The organism is Prosthecobacter algae (genome assembly GCF_039542385.1).
GTDB classification, from domain to species: domain Bacteria; phylum Verrucomicrobiota; class Verrucomicrobiia; order Verrucomicrobiales; family Verrucomicrobiaceae; genus Prosthecobacter; species Prosthecobacter algae.
In genome coordinates this window covers 386,485-402,858 of sequence record NZ_BAABIA010000003.1, presented here as the reverse complement: position 1 = coordinate 402,858, position 16,374 = coordinate 386,485, and the positions used below count along the sequence as shown (strand labels likewise).

General features: G+C 60.2%; 18 protein-coding genes. 11 read left to right on the top strand and 7 right to left on the bottom strand.

Annotated elements, in window-relative coordinates; all coding sequences use genetic code 11:
- The first annotated feature begins 1 nt into the window (after position 1).
- The 11 genes from urtD (at position 2) to ABEB25_RS08470 (ending at position 9,012) form a co-directional block, all read left to right on the top strand.
- Positions 2-763 (top strand): urea ABC transporter ATP-binding protein UrtD, encoded by a 762-nt coding sequence (gene urtD, locus ABEB25_RS08520; RefSeq protein WP_345735966.1) that lies wholly within the window; start codon positions 2-4, stop codon positions 761-763.
- A gap of 4 nt (positions 764-767) precedes the next feature.
- On the top strand, positions 768-1,463 hold the full coding sequence (urtE, locus tag ABEB25_RS08515) for an urea ABC transporter ATP-binding subunit UrtE (RefSeq protein WP_345735965.1): 696 nt from the start codon (positions 768-770) through the stop codon (positions 1,461-1,463).
- 20 nt (positions 1,464-1,483) lie between these two features.
- Positions 1,484-2,086, top strand: coding sequence for a HupE/UreJ family protein (locus tag ABEB25_RS08510; RefSeq protein WP_345735964.1), 603 nt, complete (start codon positions 1,484-1,486; stop codon positions 2,084-2,086).
- Between the two features lie 9 nt (positions 2,087-2,095).
- Positions 2,096-2,398 carry an urease subunit gamma gene (locus ABEB25_RS08505; protein WP_345735963.1) on the top strand — a complete coding sequence of 101 codons (303 nt, stop codon included), beginning with the start codon at positions 2,096-2,098 and terminating at the stop codon, positions 2,396-2,398.
- Between the two features lies 1 nt (position 2,399).
- A complete protein-coding gene (locus ABEB25_RS08500) occupies positions 2,400-2,717 on the top strand; it encodes an urease subunit beta (RefSeq protein WP_345735962.1) in 318 nt (105 codons plus the stop codon).
- Entirely contained in the window at positions 2,714-4,435 is a 1,722-nt protein-coding gene (ureC, locus tag ABEB25_RS08495; RefSeq protein WP_345735961.1) for an urease subunit alpha, read from the top strand. Before ABEB25_RS08500 ends, ureC begins: the two co-directional genes overlap by 4 nt.
- Positions 4,435-4,866 (top strand): urease accessory protein UreE, encoded by a 432-nt coding sequence (locus ABEB25_RS08490; RefSeq protein ID WP_345735960.1) that lies wholly within the window; start codon positions 4,435-4,437, stop codon positions 4,864-4,866. Before ureC ends, ABEB25_RS08490 begins: the two co-directional genes overlap by 1 nt.
- On the top strand, positions 4,856-5,527 hold the full coding sequence (locus ABEB25_RS08485) for an urease accessory protein UreF (protein ID WP_345735959.1): 672 nt from the start codon (positions 4,856-4,858) through the stop codon (positions 5,525-5,527). Before ABEB25_RS08490 ends, ABEB25_RS08485 begins: the two co-directional genes overlap by 11 nt.
- The gene (ureG, locus tag ABEB25_RS08480) at positions 5,524-6,135 is read left to right on the top strand and encodes an urease accessory protein UreG (RefSeq protein ID WP_345735958.1); all 612 of its coding nucleotides are present in this window, start codon (positions 5,524-5,526) and stop codon (positions 6,133-6,135) included. The genes ABEB25_RS08485 and ureG overlap by 4 nt, the downstream gene beginning before the upstream one ends.
- A 10-nt stretch (positions 6,136-6,145) precedes the next feature.
- Entirely contained in the window at positions 6,146-6,946 is an 801-nt protein-coding gene (locus ABEB25_RS08475) for an urease accessory protein UreD (protein WP_345735957.1), read from the top strand.
- Positions 6,947-7,041: 95 nt separating this feature from the next.
- Positions 7,042-9,012: a bifunctional aldolase/short-chain dehydrogenase gene (locus ABEB25_RS08470; RefSeq protein ID WP_345735956.1), complete on the top strand. Its 1,971-nt coding sequence runs from the start codon at positions 7,042-7,044 to the stop codon at positions 9,010-9,012.
- Positions 9,013-9,065: 53 nt separating this feature from the next.
- On the opposite strand, the gene fcl is transcribed toward ABEB25_RS08470, so the two are convergent.
- From fcl to ABEB25_RS08435, 7 genes are all read right to left on the bottom strand, one after another.
- On the bottom strand, positions 9,066-9,995 hold the full coding sequence (fcl, locus tag ABEB25_RS08465; protein WP_345735955.1) for a GDP-L-fucose synthase: 930 nt from the start codon (positions 9,993-9,995) through the stop codon (positions 9,066-9,068).
- Between the two features lie 19 nt (positions 9,996-10,014).
- Positions 10,015-11,067, bottom strand: coding sequence for a GDP-mannose 4,6-dehydratase (gene gmd, locus ABEB25_RS08460; RefSeq protein ID WP_345735954.1), 1,053 nt, complete (start codon positions 11,065-11,067; stop codon positions 10,015-10,017).
- Positions 11,068-11,132: 65 nt separating this feature from the next.
- The gene (locus tag ABEB25_RS08455) at positions 11,133-12,503 is read right to left on the bottom strand and encodes a UDP-glucose 6-dehydrogenase (RefSeq protein WP_345735953.1); all 1,371 of its coding nucleotides are present in this window, start codon (positions 12,501-12,503) and stop codon (positions 11,133-11,135) included.
- 45 nt (positions 12,504-12,548) lie between these two features.
- Positions 12,549-13,481 carry a UDP-glucuronic acid decarboxylase family protein gene (locus ABEB25_RS08450; protein WP_345735952.1) on the bottom strand — a complete coding sequence of 311 codons (933 nt, stop codon included), beginning with the start codon at positions 13,479-13,481 and terminating at the stop codon, positions 12,549-12,551.
- A gap of 45 nt (positions 13,482-13,526) precedes the next feature.
- Positions 13,527-14,378, bottom strand: a complete 852-nt coding sequence (locus tag ABEB25_RS08445) for a hypothetical protein (RefSeq protein ID WP_345735951.1) — start codon at positions 14,376-14,378, stop codon at positions 13,527-13,529.
- Between the two features lie 820 nt (positions 14,379-15,198).
- The gene (locus ABEB25_RS08440) at positions 15,199-16,203 is read right to left on the bottom strand and encodes a S1C family serine protease (protein ID WP_345735950.1); all 1,005 of its coding nucleotides are present in this window, start codon (positions 16,201-16,203) and stop codon (positions 15,199-15,201) included.
- 12 nt (positions 16,204-16,215) lie between these two features.
- Complete coding sequence (locus ABEB25_RS08435) at positions 16,216-16,371, bottom strand: hypothetical protein (RefSeq protein WP_345735949.1); 156 nt, start codon at positions 16,369-16,371, stop codon at positions 16,216-16,218.
- Positions 16,372-16,374: the final 3 nt, after the last annotated feature.

The following is a 16,374-nucleotide window of genomic DNA, read 5'->3' as shown; positions in this document are numbered from 1 at the left end:
CATGGACAATCCTCTCATCCTGAATGCCGAAGGCGTGAACAAATCCTTCGCTGGTTTCAAAGCCATCACCGATCTCAATTTCTACCTCACTGAGGGGGAGTTGCGCACGGTCATCGGCCCGAATGGCGCGGGCAAGACCACCTTCCTCGACCTCATCACGGGTCGCACCAAGCCCGACACGGGTACCATCACCTTTGGGGCCTTGACCGAGCTCGTGCCTTTGAGTGAGCACGAGATCGTCCGCCTCGGTGTGGGACGCAAGTTCCAGACCCCCACCGTTTACACCGAGCACACCGTTTTCGAAAACCTCCTTCTCTCCCTGGAAGGGGTGCGCGGTGTCTGGAAGACTCTCTTCAGCAAGACCACCAGCACCGATGTGGACCGCATCGATGAGATCCTCAAAACGATCAATCTCGGCAGCCGCCGCACCGATCTCGCTGGCTCCCTCTCCCACGGTCAGAAACAGTGGCTGGAGATCGGCATGCTCCTCGCACAGAACTCAAAGCTCCTCCTCATCGACGAGCCTGCCGCCGGCATGAGCGATGACGAAACCGCCCTTACCGGAGAGCTTCTTCTCAAGCTCGCAGGCAAGCACAGCATCATCGTCATCGAGCATGACATGGTCTTTGTGAAACAGATTGCCACCGGCCGCAAGGTCACCGTCCTCCATCAGGGCAGCGTCCTCTGTGAAGGCAGCGTGGATGCCGTGCAGAACGACCCCCGCGTGATCGAAGTGTACCTCGGACGCAAAAAAGCCGCCTAACAACATGCTTAATCTGACTTCCATTCATGCTTCCATTGGCGGTAGCCGCATTCTTCGCGGCGTGGACCTCACGGTCCCTGCGGGCCAGCTCTGCTGCCTCATGGGCCGCAACGGCGTCGGCAAGACCAGCACCCTCCGCACCATCGTCGGCCTGTTCAAGCCCAGCTCAGGGACGGTCGTCCTCGATGGCACCGACATCACCCGCCTCGCTCCCGAGGATCGTGCCCGTCTGGGCCTAGCTTATGTGCCCCAGGGCCGTGACATCTTCCCCTTCCTAACCGTGGAGGAAAATCTCATGCTCGGTGCCACGGCGCGCGGCTTGAAAAACAAGGAGAAGCTCGACCGCATCTTCACCCTCTTCCCCATCATCAAAGAGTTCCTGCCTCGCAAAGGCGGCATGCTCAGCGGCGGTCAGCAGCAGCAGCTCGCCATCGCCCGCGCCCTGCTCACCGAGCCTAAGGTGCTCATCCTCGATGAACCCACCGAAGGCATTCAGCCCAATGTCATTGACCAGATCGGCGATGCGCTCAAGATCCTCCGTTCGGAGGACGGCATGAGCATCCTGCTGGTGGAACAATACCTCGATTTCTGCCGTGAACTCGCAGATGTCTTTTACATCATGGATCGTGGCACGGTCGTTGCTCAGGGAGCTAACAAGGATCTCACGGATGAAGTGGTGAAAGAACATCTCACTGTCTAACCCCGGGATCTCCTTCAACCATGCCTCGCCTGTCTCTGTCCCACCCCAGTTCCTTGCTGCGCCGCCTCCCTGCGCTCGCAGTTCTCTCCTTCCTGCTGCTGGCTTCGGCCCCGCTTCATGCCCACCACCTGCCTCCCGGCATGGAGGATGTGGATGAGTTTGACGTCGGTGCCGCTTTCCTGGCCGGGGCCAGGCATCCACTCCTCGGCATGGAACATTGGTTTTTTGCCATCACCGCCGGGGCCTTACTCGCCGCAGCCTCCCGAAAGCGCGCGGGAGGCGCTGCTTCCGTCCTGCTGGCAGGGCTGGCCGTCGGCGCTTTGGCTGGTCTGCAAGGTGTAGTTTTTCCAGGTGCTTCTGCGGCTGCTTGGCTGGCCTTTGCCGGGCCTCTCTTATGGCTCGCTGCGGGCCATCGTTACCACCATGTCTGCTTGCTCGCCTGGCTGGGCTTGGCTGCACTCTTGCAGGGCAATGGCCACGGCTTGGCCTGGCCCCTGGAGGCCGTGGGTCTGCCCTACATGGCCGGGGTGTTGCTCACCACTGCCACACTCGCCTTCGCAGGCTGGTCTGTGGCTCTCCTGGCCCACTCGTTCCGTCGCCCTTCCACCGTTGCCTCTCACTGATCATCCGCTATGCATCTGTCCCCTCGTGAACAGGAAAAGCTGTTGATCGTTGTCGCTGCGGATGTGGCACGCCGCCGCCGCGACCGTGGCGTGAAGCTCAACTATCCTGAAACCATCGCCCTCATCTCTGCTGAGATCATGGAAGGCGCGCGCGATGGCCGCAGCGTGTCAGACCTCATGAGCTACGGCACCACCATCGTGAAGCGTGACGAAGTCATGGAAGGCATCCCCGAAATGATCCACGAAGTCCAAGTGGAAGCCACTTTTCCCGATGGCACCAAGCTGGTCACCGTCCACAACCCCGTGCGCTGACATGATCCCCGGAGAAATCATCCATCCTCAAGGCGCAGGCGATCTCGATGCCAATGTCGGTTTGGCCACTCGGAAGCTAGTCGTCGCCAACACCGGCGACCGCCCCGTTCAGGTCGGCAGCCACTTTCATTTCTATGAGGTAAATACCTCTCTCGATTTTGACCGTGCCGCCTCCCTTGGCTTTCGCCTCAACATTCCCGCAGGCACCGCCGTTCGTTTTGAACCCGGCGACACCCGCGAAGTCGAGGTCGTCGCCTTCGCTGGAAAACGCGAGGTCTATGGCCTCAACAACCTCGTCAATGGACCTCTGCCCGCATGAAGATCACGCGCAAACAGCACAGCAGCATGTTCGGGCCCACCGTGGGGGATCAGGTGCGCTTGGCAGACACTGAACTTTTTATCGAGGTCGAGCGCGACCTCATCGCGGAGAAGGGTGGCTACGGCAATGAAGTGAAATTCGGCGGCGGCAAAGTCATTCGCGATGGCATGGCCCAGTCCTGCCTCGCCCTGGATGCCGACTGCCTGGATCTCGTCATCACCAACGCCACCATCCTTGACGCCGTGCAGGGCGTCATCAAGGCGGACATCGGCATCAAATACGGCCGCATCGTCGGCATCGGCCATGCGGGCAATCCCATGCTTCAGGATGGCATCGACATGGTCATCGGCGCAGGCACGGAAGTCATCGCGGGTGAGGGCTGCATCATCACCGCCGGGGGCATTGACACCCACATCCATTTCATCTGCCCTCAGCAGATTGATCACGCCCTCGCTAGCGGCGTTACCACCATGATCGGCGGCGGCACTGGTCCCGCCCACGGCACCTACGCCACCACTTGCACCCCCGGCATCTGGAACATGCACCGCATGCTGGAGGCGGCGGATGAATACCCCATGAACCTCGGTTTTCTTGGCAAGGGCAACTGCTCCACTCCCGGCCCACTGCGCGAGCAGGTCCTCGCCGGAGCCATCGGCCTGAAGCTGCATGAAGACTGGGGCACCACCCCCGCCGCCATTGATACCTGTCTCGGTGTGGCGGATGAGCTTGATGTCCAGGTGGCCATCCATACCGATACCCTGAACGAGGCCGGTTTTGTCGAAAGCACCCTCGCCGCTTTTAAGGGCCGCACCATTCACACCTATCACTCGGAAGGCGCAGGGGGCGGCCATGCACCCGACATCATCCGTGTCTGTGGCGAGGCCAATGTACTGCCCTCCTCCACCAACCCCACCCGCCCCTTCACGGTCAACACGATTGATGAGCATCTCGATATGCTCATGGTCTGCCATCACCTCGACTCGAAGATCCCCGAAGACGTTGCCTTTGCCGAATCTCGCATTCGCCCGGAGACCATTGCCGCCGAAGACCTGCTCCATGATCTCGGGGCCATTTCCATGATGTCCAGCGACAGCCAGGCCATGGGCCGCCTTGGCGAGGTCATCACCCGTACCTGGCAGACGGCGCACAAGATGAAGGTGCAGTTCGGCAAACTGGATGGCCCGGAACACCAGGCCGCCGATAACTACCGCGCCCTTCGTTACGTGGCCAAGTACACGATCAATCCCGCCATCACCCACGGCATCTCCCATGAAGTCGGCAGCATCGAGGTGGGCAAACTGGCCGATCTCGTCGTCTGGAAGCCTGCCTTTTTTGGCGTCAAACCCGAGGTCATCCTCAAAGGCGGCCTCATTGCCATGGCGAACATGGGCGATCCCAATGCCAGCATTCCCACACCGCAGCCCATGATGTATCGCCATCAGTTTGCGGCTCATGGCCGCGCCAAGTTCAGCACCAGCCTCACCTTCGTCAGCCAGGCCGCCCTGCAAAGTGGTGTCGTCAAGGCCCTCGGGGTTTGCAAGACTCTCAGCGCGGTCAAAACCTGCCGCACCGTCAGCAAGCATGACATGCTCTGGAACAACTACCTGCCGAAGATCGAAGTGGACCCGGACACCTACACCGTGAAAGCTGATGGCCGCGAACTGCGCTGCGAACCAGCCAGTGTCCTCCCCATGGCCCAACGTTACTTTTTGTTCTGATGATCTTGATCCAACGGATGCTCTCAGACACGCCCCTGCGGCCTGTCGAGGAGCAGGTCGAGTTGCTCGTTGAGCGGCGGCTTTTTCTCAAGCGCCGTTGGCGGGGTGTCGCGGCCGATGGCACGGAGTTCGGCTTTGACCTGGAATCCCGGCTCAGGCATGGCGGTGTCATCCATCAGACGGAGTCGACGGAATACATCGTGCGCCAGCAACCGGAACTTGTTTATCAGCTCCGCCCAGGCTCGCTAGAGGAGGCTGCCCTCATGGGCTGGAAGATCGGTAATCTTCATCTGGGAGTTCAGGTTGTGGACACCCTCATCCGCATCACCCATGATGTGGCCGTGCTGCAGCTTTTCGAACGAGAAGGCTGGGCCTATGAGGAGATCGAGGTCGTCTTTAACCCCCTACGTGTCACAGCCCATGCTTCCTGAATGGCTGCCCTGGCTTTTGCAGGTGAACGACTCCCAGTTCCCTTCGGGAGCTTATGCACATTCCATGGGGCTGGAAGAACTGGTGCAGCGGGGCGCGGTGAAAAATCCCGACCAGTTGGAAACTTTCCTTCAGCAGCAGATCATCCCCGGTCTGCTGGCCTTTGAGCTTCCCTTTTTGGTGAAAGCCCACAAGGTTGCGGCATGCGGTGATCACGCAAATCTCCGCCTTCTGGATGAGGAATTGGATGCTTGGAAACTCGCAGTGGAATTGCGCCAAGCCAGCCGCCAGCTCGGTTCACGCCGTCTGTCGCTGGTGCAGAAGCTCGATCCCGATCCATCTCTCGCAGCTTATGGGCAAAGCGGGGCTCCCTGCCATCATCTCATCGCCTGTGCCTTGGAACTTCGCCACCTGCCTGTCGCTGCCGCTCTTTGCGCTTTCTCCCTTCAAAGCATCAGCGGTTATGCCATCAGTTCCATGAAGCTGATGCGTCTGGGGCAGGAGCGCTGTCAGCTCATCATCCGTGCTGCCATGGTCTCCTTGGCTCCTCATCTGGAAGGCCTCATCGCCGCCCCTGCCGAGCGCATCGGCTGGTTCAATCCGCTTCTCGAAATCGCCTCCATGCGCCATGCGCGCGCCAACGAACGACTTTTCATCTCATGAGCAACCCACGTCCTCTCCGTATCGGCATCGGCGGCCCTGTTGGCTCCGGCAAAACCATGTGCGTCTTGCGCCTTTGCGAATGGCTGAAGGAGGAATACTCCCTGGCCGTCATCACCAACGACATCTATACCCGCGAGGATGCCGAGTTTCTCCTCCGCCAGAACATCCTGCCTGCCGACCGTGTCATGGGCGTCGAAACCGGCGGTTGTCCCCACACCGCCATCCGTGATGACATCAGCATGAACATGGCCGCCGTCATCGAGCTGGAGAAACGCCATCCCGACCTGCAACTGCTGCTCATCGAAAGCGGCGGTGACAATCTCTCCGCCACCTACTCCCCGGAGCTTGCTGATGTTTTCATTTTCGTCATTGATGTCGCCGAAGGAGACAAGATCCCCCGCAAAGGCGGCCCGGCCATCCGCAATAGCGACCTCCTCCTCATCAACAAGATTGATCTCGCCCCCTACGTTGGTGCTGACCTCGATGTCATGGCCCGCGATTCCAAGCTCATGCGCGGTGACAAACCCTTCATCTTTGCCGACATGAAATCCGAAAAGGGAAAAGACGAACTCATCGGCTGGCTCAAACGCGACTACCTCTTCGTCTGAGTCCCTCCCCATGCGCGGTCATCTCCACCTCACGGCCTCCTGTTATCCGGCAGGACAAACCTACCTGCGTGAGCAATCCTTCCGGGCCCCGCTTCATCTGAGCAAGCCCCATGAAGATGCCGGAGCCTTGGTGGTGAACATTGTCAATCCCACCGCCGGAATCTTCGATGGTGATGCCATTGAGCTGAATGTTGTGGCCGAGACGGGGGCCTCCATCGTCCTCACCACCCCCAGCGCCAGCCGCGTTTATAAATCACGCAGCGGGGGGCCTGCAAAGGTGCAGCAAACTTTCACGGTCCAGGCAGGGGCATTCTTGGAATTTTACCCCGAGCCCTTCATTCCCCAGGCCGGGGCCCGTTATCACCAGAAAACCGAACTGCGCGTGGCCTCAGAGGGGCAGTTGCTCTATTTCGACTGGCTTTCTCCCGGCCGTGTCGCCAGTGGCGAGGTTTTCCGGTACGGCGAACTCCTCTGGGACCTGGACGTCTGGACCGGCGAAAAACTCGCTGCCAGGGAACGCTATCGTCTATCTCCCGACGATCACAGCCTGGACTCCCTGCGCCTCCTGCATGCCCAAACACATTATTTGAGCTGCTTTGTCATCGGGACTGAGTCACTGCCCATGGCCGAACTGGAGGCTCTGAACAGCCCTGAGGTCTATTTGGGGCACAGCCCCCTCTCCGCAGGTGGCTTCACGGTCAAAGTCCTCTGCCAGGACAGCCTCAGCGCCCGGCGGACCCTGCGGCAGCTCCGGGATATCTTATATCATTCCATGTCTAGGCAGGTTCCCAACCTAGGACGATACATGTGAACAGCACTTCGTCGTGCACTGAGCAAGACCTTGACCAAAATCCCCTTGCGCCCCCGGCCCATCCACCGGAAGTCTGCCACTCCCTTTCCCCGACCATGCAAAGCCTTTGGAACGATACAGAAGCCGCCACCTTTGGAACCGACCTGCTGGGCCAGCGCGTCTACACCAGCCGCCTGCTCGGGCGCAATCCTGCCCTGGTGCTCCATGGCGGTGGCAACACCTCCGTCAAAGTCACGGAGAAAGACTTCTTCGGTGACGATGTGGAGCTTTGCTACGTCAAGGGCAGCGGCTGGGACCTCGGCACCATTGAGCGCGAAGGATTCTCCCCGGTGCGCCAGGATGCCCTCATCAAGATGTCCAAGCTCGCGACCATGAGTGACGCGGACATGGTCCTCCAGCAGCGCGCTGCGATGACCAACCCGAACGCCCCTGCGGCCAGCATCGAGGCCATCCTGCATGCCATCCTGCCTTTCCGTTTTGTGGATCACAGCCATGCCAACGCTATTTCGGCCCTGACCTGCAATGCCGAGGGCGAAGCCCGCGTGAAGGAAGTCTTCGGCAACCGTGTTATTGTGGTCCCTTATGTGATGCCAGGTTTCATCCTGGCCAAGACGGTGGCCGATCTCATCGCCGGGCGCGACCTGCGCGCCGAAGGCATCCAGGGCATGGTGCTGCTGAAGCACGGCCTCTTCACCTTTGATGACGATGCCCGAAAGAGCTACGAACTGCACATCGAAATGGTCACGCAGGCCGAAGAGTTTCTGGCTAAGAAGACTTCGGCCCCTCTGGCCACCGGTGAAGCGGCAACAGATCTCAAGGCCTTGGCCAAGCTGCGCCAGGTCGTTTCCCAGAAGCGCGGTGTTCCCCAGATCGCCCGTCTCAATGCCAGCGCTGAAGCTGTGGGCTACGCCAATTTGCCCGCCGTGGCGGACTTTGGCACACGCGGTCCTCTGACACCGGATCACAGCATCCGCACCAAGGGTGCCCCCGCTTTCATCGGCGAAGACATCGAGGCTTCCGTGCAGAAGTTTGCCGAGGACTACAAAGCCTACTTTGACCGCAACGCCAGTGGCCACACCATGCTGGATGCCGCGCCACGTTTTGCCATCTGGCCTAACCAAGGAGTGGTGAGCTTTGGCGATACCGTCAAAGACGCCAAGATTGTGGCTGATATCTCCGAGTCCACCTTGGCCACCGTGCAACTGGGTGAGGCGGTGGGTGGCTGGGAGCCTCTGCCGGAGAAGGACATCTTCGACATCGAATATTGGGAGCTGGAGCAGGCCAAGCTGCGCAAAGGCCCGGCCCGCAAGGTGCATCAGGGCAAGGTGGCTCTCGTCACGGGTTGTGCGGCAGGTATCGGCTTCGCCATCGCGGAAAGCCTCGCTGAACAAGGTGCCCAGGTCATCGGTCTGGACATCGACAAGGAGATCCCTGAGATCATGAAGAAGATCGGCGGCATCGGCATCGTAGTGAACCTCACCGAGGACCAGCCTGTGCAGGACGCCATCGAGTTCGTGGTGCGTGAGTTCGGCGGCATTGACATCGTGGTCAGCAATGCGGGGATCTTCCCGAAGAACGAGCATCTCGATGTCATGGCCCAGAACGACTGGGACCGCACCATCTCGATCAACCTCACCAGCCACCAGAAGCTGATGAACAAGGTGATCCCGTATGTGAAGCTGGGCCTGGATGCCAGCATCATCTTTGTGGGCAGCCGTAACTTCAAGGCCCCTGGCCCTGGTGCCTCGGCCTACTCCTGCAGCAAGGCAGCACTCACGCAGCTCTGCCGTGTGGCCTCCCTGGAACTGGCTCCTTACCGCATCCGGGTGAACATCGTTCATCCAGATGCCGTGTTCGACACCAAGCTCTGGACTCCAGAAGCTTTGCAGCGGAGTGCTGAGCGCTACGGCATGACGGTGGATGAGTACAAGACCAAGAACCTCATGAAGGTGGAGATCAAGAGCAAGGACATCGGTAACATGGTCTCTGCCATGGCCTCGCCTCTGTTCTCGAAGGTCACCGGTGCCCAGATCCCTGTGGATGGTGGCAATGACCGGGTGATTTAAAGGATGGGAAAGAGCTGTCCGGCCTCATCATGGGTGAGGCTGGGTTCCTCTGGCTAAAGGGTGCTGACGAAGGCTGCATAGGCCTCGCGCAATCCTTCTTCGAGAGGAACGCGGGGTTTCCAGCCGAGGTTCTGGATCAGATGGGAGTCGAGCAACTTGCGCGGGGTGCCGTCGGGTTTGGTGGTGTCGAAACGGAGTTCGCCTTCGTAGCCCACGACACGCTTAACGGTCAGGGCCAGTTCACCAATGCTGCATTCCTGGCCACTGCCCACGTTGACCCAGTCGGGCGGGTTGTCGAGTTCAAGGAGATGCAGGCAGGCTTCAGCGAGGTCATCCACGTGGAGGAATTCGCGCAAAGGCGTGCCGGTGCCCCAGACGGTGACAGCCTCGGCCTGATTCACCTTGGCTTCATGAAAGCGGCGCAGCAGGCCGGGGATGACGTGGGAGTTGTCCGGGTGATAGTTGTCGCCTGGGCCATAGAGGTTGGTAGGCATGGCGGAGTGGAACGTCACGCCATACTGGTTGCGGTAGTGCTGGCAGAGTTTCAGCCCGGCGATCTTGGCGAGGGCGTAGGCTTCGTTGGTGCCTTCGAGTGGGCCGGTGAGCAGGCAGTCTTCCGGCATGGGCTGCGGGGCTAGGCGGGGATAGATGCAGGAGCTGCCGAGAAAGAGCAGACGCTTCACCCCAGAGGAATAGGCCGCATGGATGACATTGGCGGCCATCATGAGGTTGTCATAGATGAAGTCTGCCGGGTAGGTGCTGTTGGCGTGGATGCCGCCCACTTTGGCGGCGGCCAGGATGACGGTGTCGGGCTTGTTCTGGCCTAACCAACTTTCAACATCGGCCTGGCGGCGCAGGTCCAGCTCGGCATGGGTGGCGGTGAGGACATTCTTTCCTCCGCGTTCATGAATGGCCCTGACTAGGGCACTGCCCACCATGCCACGATGACCGGCGACGTAGATGCGGGAATCGAGGAAAGACATGGGAGGAGGCTATGCGGGTTCAGGCGGCGAGGAGCTTTTCTTTTTTGGCGAGGTCCCAGTCGGCTTTGGCCATGATCTGGACGAGTTCGACGAAGGTGACCTTGGGCTCCCAGCCCAGTTCACGGCGGGCTTTTTCAGGATTGCCGATGAGGAGTTCGACCTCCGCAGGGCGGTAATAGCTGGGGTTCACCTTGACGCGCACGATGCCTTTTTCATCGCGGCCGACTTCGTTTTCGCCTTCACCTTCAAAGGTCAGCGGCATGTCCACGGCGGCAAAGGTATGCTCGCAGAATTCGCGGACGGTGTGGGTCTCCTGGGTGGCGCAGACGTAGTCGCCGGGCTGCTCTTGCTGAAGCATGCGCCACATCATCTCGGTGTATTCCGGGGCATAACCCCAGTCGCGTTGAGCCCCCAAGTTGCCGAGGGCGACATCCTGCTGCATGCCTTCGCGGATGCGGCCGGCGGCGCGGGTGATCTTGCGGGTGACGAAGGTTTCACCACGGCGCGGGGACTCGTGATTGAAGAGGATGCCGTTGCTGGCGTGGATGCCGTAGGATTCGCGGTAGTTAACCACGATCCAGTAGCCGTAGAGCTTGGCTACGCCGTAGGGAGAGCGGGGGTAGAAGGGGGTCTTTTCGGTCTGGGGAACTTCCTGAACGAGACCGAAGAGCTCGCTGGTGGAGGCCTGGTAAAAGCGGGCGCGTTTTTCCAGGCCGACTTCCTTGATGGAATCGAGAAACCGCAGGGTGCCCAGGCCGTCCACCTCGGCGGTGTATTCGGGGACTTCGAAGGAGACTTTGACGTGGCTCTGGGCGGCGAGGTTGTAGATTTCGTTAGGCCCGATTTTTTCCAGCAGGCGGTTCAGGTTGCTGGAGTCGGTGAGGTCGCCGTGATGCAGAAAGAGACGCTGGTTATAGATCTCGGGATCATTGAACAGGTGCTCAATGCGCTGGGTGTTGAAGTTTGAGGCGCGGCGGATCATGCCATGCACCGTGTAGCCCTTGGCGAGAAGCTGCTCGGCGAGGTAGGAACCATCCTGGCCTGTGATTCCGGTGATGAGGGCGATGGGCATGGGTGGAGAAGTAGAAATTAAGAAAGAGGAAAGCTGAAGCTGAGAGTAGGTAGGTGTCTATCTGTTCAGCTTTTGCCGAGGGGTTTGCCGATACTGTAAACTTTAAAGCCGATCTGCTCGAGCTTCGGGCGGTCGAGGACGTTTCTGCCGTCGAAGATCCAGGCAGGCTTGAGCATGTTTTCGTAGATGGCCTCGAAGTCCGCGTTTTTAAAGGCATCCCACTCGGTGAGGACGAGGAGGGCATGGGCTCCCTTGGCGGCTTCTTCTGCGGAGGCGGCGAAGGCGACCCGCTCGTCTTCCGGGGAGAGCACGAGGTCCTTGCGGATCTGCTCGGGCTTGACCTTGGGATCGTGAATGGCGAGGTGGGCGCGCTCTTCGAGCAGGTCTTTGCAGACGTAGATGGCGGCGGATTCGCGGGTGTCGTTGGTGTCCTTTTTGAAGGCAAAACCAAGGACCGCAATGCGCTTGCCAGTGACGGTGTTGAAAAGGGTGCGGATGACCCGTTCGGAGAAGCGGCGCTTTTGCCAGTCGTTCATCCGGATGACGTGATCCCAGTAGGCGGCGACTTCAGGCAGGCCGAAGTGGCCGCAGAGATAGACGAGATTCAGCACGTCCTTTTGGAAGCAGGAGCCGCCAAAACCGACGGAGGCCTTGAGGAACTTGGGCCCGATGCGTGAATCGGTGCCGATGGCACGGGCGACTTCATCCACATCGGCGCCTGTGGTTTCACAGAGGGCGGAGATGCTGTTGATGGAGGAGATGCGCTGGGCGAGGAAGGCATTGGCGACGAGCTTGGACAGCTCGGACGACCAGAGGTTGGTGGTGAGGATGCGCTCGCGTGGCACCCAGTGAGCGTAGACGCTGACGAGGGTCTCGATCGCGGACTGGCCTTCAGGGGTGGTTTCACCGCCGATGAGGATGCGGTCTGGATTGCTGAGGTCAGCGACGGCGGTGCCTTCTGCGAGGAATTCGGGATTGGACAGTACCTGGTGTTTCAGCCCTTTGCCGTTGGAGGCGAGGATGGTGTGGATGGCCTCGGCGGTCTTGACGGGGATAGTGCTTTTTTCGACGATGATTTTGGGTTCATCGACGACTTCGGCAATCGTGCGAGCGACGGCTTCGACATAACGAAGGTCGGCGGCTTTGTCGGCCCCGATACCAAAGGTCTTGGTGGGGGTGTTGACGCTGACGAAGATGATGTCGGCCGCGCGAATGGCATCTTCGACACCGGTGGTGAAGAACAAGTTTCTTCCCCGAGCGGAAGCCACGATGGCATCCAAGCCAGGCTCATATACCGGCAGCTCATCCGAGTTCCAGGCCTCGATGCGCGCCTGATTGAGATCCACCACTTCCACCCGGATGTCCGGGCACTTGGCGGCGATCATGGCCATGGTGGGACCACCGACGTAACCAGCACCGATGCAGCAGATGTTCATGAGGGGAAAAGCAGAAATAGGGATGCCGATTCAGAGGCCGCTCAATCAAGCGGCAACAATGGTTTTGAAGTAAGCGATGGTGCGGTCCAGACCCTCTTCTAGCGGCACTTTGGGTTCCCAGCCGAGGTGGCTTTTGGCGAGGGTGATGTCGGGGCGGCGCTGTTTTGGGTCGTCGGAGGGCAGGGGATGGAAGGTGATCTTCGAGGGGCCGCCGATCTTTTTCAGCACGAGCTCGGCGAGCTGAAGCATGGTGAATTCGCCGGGGTTACCGATGTTGATGGGGCCGGTGTGGCCGGTGGTTTCCATGAGGCGGACGAAGCCTTCGATGAGGTCATCCACGTAGCAGAAGCTGCGGGTCTGGCTGCCATCGCCATAGATGGTGATGTTCTGGCCGCGAAGGGCCTGGACGATGAAGTTGGAGACGACGCGACCGTCGTCGGGCAGCATGCGGGGGCCGTAGGTGTTGAAGATGCGGACGACGCGGATGTCCACGCCATTTTGGCGGTGGTAGTCGAAGAAGAGGGTCTCGGCGACGCGCTTGCCCTCATCGTAGCAGGAACGGATGCCGATGGGGTTGACATGGCCCCAATAGGATTCGGGCTGGGGATGGATTTCGGGGTCGCCATAGACCTCGGAAGTGGAGGCCTGGAAGACGCGGGCGCGAGTGCGCTTGGCCAGACCCAAAACATTGATCGCACCCATGACGGAGGTCTTGATGGTCTTGATGGCGTTGTACTGATAATGCGGGGGCGACGCGGGGCAGGCGAGGTTGTAGATGCGGTCCACCTCGGCCTTGAAGGGGTCGATGACGTCGTGGCGGAAGAGCTCGAAATTCGGGTTGCTGAGGAGGTGCGCAATGTTGGCTTTGCGACCGGTGAAGAAGTTATCCATGCACAGGATGTCGTGTCCTTCGTTCAGGAGCCGTTCGCAGAGATGGGAGCCGAGGAAACCGGCACCGCCGGTGATGAGGATACGCATGTGGCTGGGTTAGATGGGAGCAGGGGGCTCGTCAAGCTTTGGGGCTCATCGGGTCCGTAAGTGTTTGGGTGGCCTAAGGCTGGGGTGGAAGAGGTGGGGTGTAGATGACGAGGGGGAATTTGAGCGAAGTGCGGTGAACCGGGGGCGGAGGATGGGGGCTGGGGTGGGGGTGGTGTGGGGAGGTCCTTTTTCCCCATTTGGGGAAGGGATGGAGGTAAAGAGTTGAGGATTAACAGGTTGTTGCTGAGGGGCGGTCTCCCCATCTGGGGAAGTGGAGTCCCTGGAGCGGGTTGTGGCTGACTGGACGGCTGCGGGGGCGTTCTCGGTCGATTGCTGAAGAATGGAGCTGTTGAGGAGGGCGAGATCTGCCATGGCGGCGGTGTAGGTGACGAGGCTTTCGGAGGCGGTGGGGCGGGTGGCGAGGTCGTTGGCCGCGGTGTGGCGGCTGAAGGTGGCGAGGATGTGGCGCTCTTCGTCGCTGAGGGGGGCTGCCTCGGGCTGTGGCTGGGCGAGGAGATTTTTGGCGAGGTGCCAGCCGCGCAGGCGGCAGAAGAGGGTGGCGGCGCGAAGCTGGATGGGGAGGACGGTGCGTGCCCCGCTGATGACCTGCCAGAGCCAGGCGAGCATTTGCTCCTGGGTCTCTGGCATGAGGAGGAGGGAGGGGGCGTGGTGGTTTCTGAGCTCGGTGATGTGGGGGAGGCAGGTTTTGAGGTGGGCAGTGCGGGCGCGGATGCTGGGCGCGGTGGCGAGATCTTTGGCGCGGGTGCGGGCGTTGTTGGGACTGAAGCCGGCGAGCAGGTAGGCGGCTGAGGCGGAGTGACCGGAGGCGAGGTGGAAGGCGAAGGCTTCGTGACGGGGATCGCGCAGGGTCAGAGGAGGCGTGGAAAGAGCGGACATGGGGAGGGCGGGGTGAAAATGGGGAAGCAGAAAGTCGAAGGCAGAAATGGAGCAGGAGAGAGTGGCGAGAGTTTTATGTGATGTTTTTGGATGTTAATCGATGTGTTAAAAAGCGTGCGGATAGGTTTGTGATGGGGGTAATTTCGGGGGTGGTGGGAGGTGTGCAAGGGGGGAGTGGGGTGGTTTGGGCTAAGTCGGGAAAAAAGTTGGGGGGATGGGGACGGGGAGCGAGGCGTTGGGTGCGGGCTGTGGGGTAGGAGGGGGTTTTTTAGACAGGATTGACAGGATTTTAGGATTTCAGGATGGGGGAAGGAGGGGAAGGAGGGCTGGGATAGTTGGGAGCGGGGCTGTTTCCCTGGGGAGTGGGTTTGGGGGCTGCGGGATGTGAGAACGGTTTCCCGCGAGGACGCAGGAAACGGCAGGCGGGACGCCCGCGCTCCATGGCGGACGGGGGCGGGTGAGATTTCGAAAGCGCCAGAGGACTGGCGCAGTCCAGGACGCTTCGCGGGGGTGGCTGGGGCAAACGAGGGCGTGAGGATGTGCGGAGGTGCAGAGGCCGGGACTTGGCAAGTCCCGCTCCTTGGGGGGGCTGGGAAGCTCGGGGATGAGCTGGGATGAAGGAAGTGGGACGCTGGGCGTCCGATGGGTTTTAGGATGCGGACAGGTGCGAAGCTGTGAAGAGAATGTTCAGGCTCCTGTAGGGATCTGCGTGGCTTTGAGGCGAATGCCTAGCCTTTTTCTCGGGGAGAGGTGTGCGGGTGGCAGGATGAGGGCCTGGGGGCTGTCTTGGCCGAGGGAGTGACGGTGCTCTCCCTGAAGGCTATTGCAGGTTGACGAGGGCTTCAGGGCAGTGGGGGCGGAGAATGTGGATGGCCTGAGTTGCTGTGATGCAGAAGGTGAATCCTTTGGAATTGGAGAGGTGGTCGTAACCGAAGGTGAGGATGCCGATGACCTGGCCTTTGTTGTTGACCAAGGGCCCGCCGCTGTTGCCTGGGTTGGCCTCGGCCCCAGAGAGCTGAAATACTTCACCGTATTCTTGGTCGTTTCGTTTGGCGGAGATGCGGCCGAACGTGGTGGTGATGGTGAGATAGTCGAGAAGGGGATAACCGAAAAGGGTAATTTCTTCGCCTGTGCGGACCTCACGGGAGTCTCCAATCTCCATGACGCTGCGGGAGAGCCGATCGGCATTTTCGACTTTGATGAGGGAGAGATCGGATTTTTTGGAAACGGCGATGACGGTGCCCTTGAGAACCTGGGATGAGAAGTCATTGCTGACCTCGACGATGTCATGGCCATCGGTGACATGCTTGTTGGTGAGGATGTGGTCTGGTGAGACAAAGAAGCCGGTGCCATGGCCCTTTGAAGGGATCTTGATACGGACGACGGCATGTTGGAGTTTTTCGATGTCGTCTGGGGTCAGGGAACCGGAGCTGCCGACGACGGTGCTGAAGGTGTGGAAGCCGCGGAGTGGGGCGACCACTTTGCTGAGCTGCTGATCTGCGGGCATGGAATAGGCTGGGGGCAGGCCCTGGAGGGCATCGGTCCAGCCTTGTTTTAGCAGTTTGTAGTCCTCCGTCTTGAGGGCGGTGACCTCGACGCTGAGGGAGGCGAGCAACTGGGAGAGTAGTGGAAGCTGAGCCTCTGGGCTGATCTGAAAAGTTTTGTAAACGGGGCGGGTTTCCAGGGCGAGTTCGCGACCGACGAGATACCACTCTGCCTGGGGATGCGCCGGGGCGGTGGCTTTTTCCTGAGCTGGGGCACTGAGGCTGAGGAGGAGCACCAGGAAGACGATGCCCAGACGGCAACCAAGGGAGAGGGTTTTCATAGGGTGCGGATGCTAGAAGAGGTAAAAGATGACGTGCTGAAGGGTCTCGCCATTGGCGAGGACCTGGGGGCTGTGGACGGCGACGTCGAGCTCGACCTTGTCGGAGGTCACGGACTTGATGGTCTCGGTTTTGCGGAGCACGCGCTGGATCTTGTTGGCGGCGAGCATGGT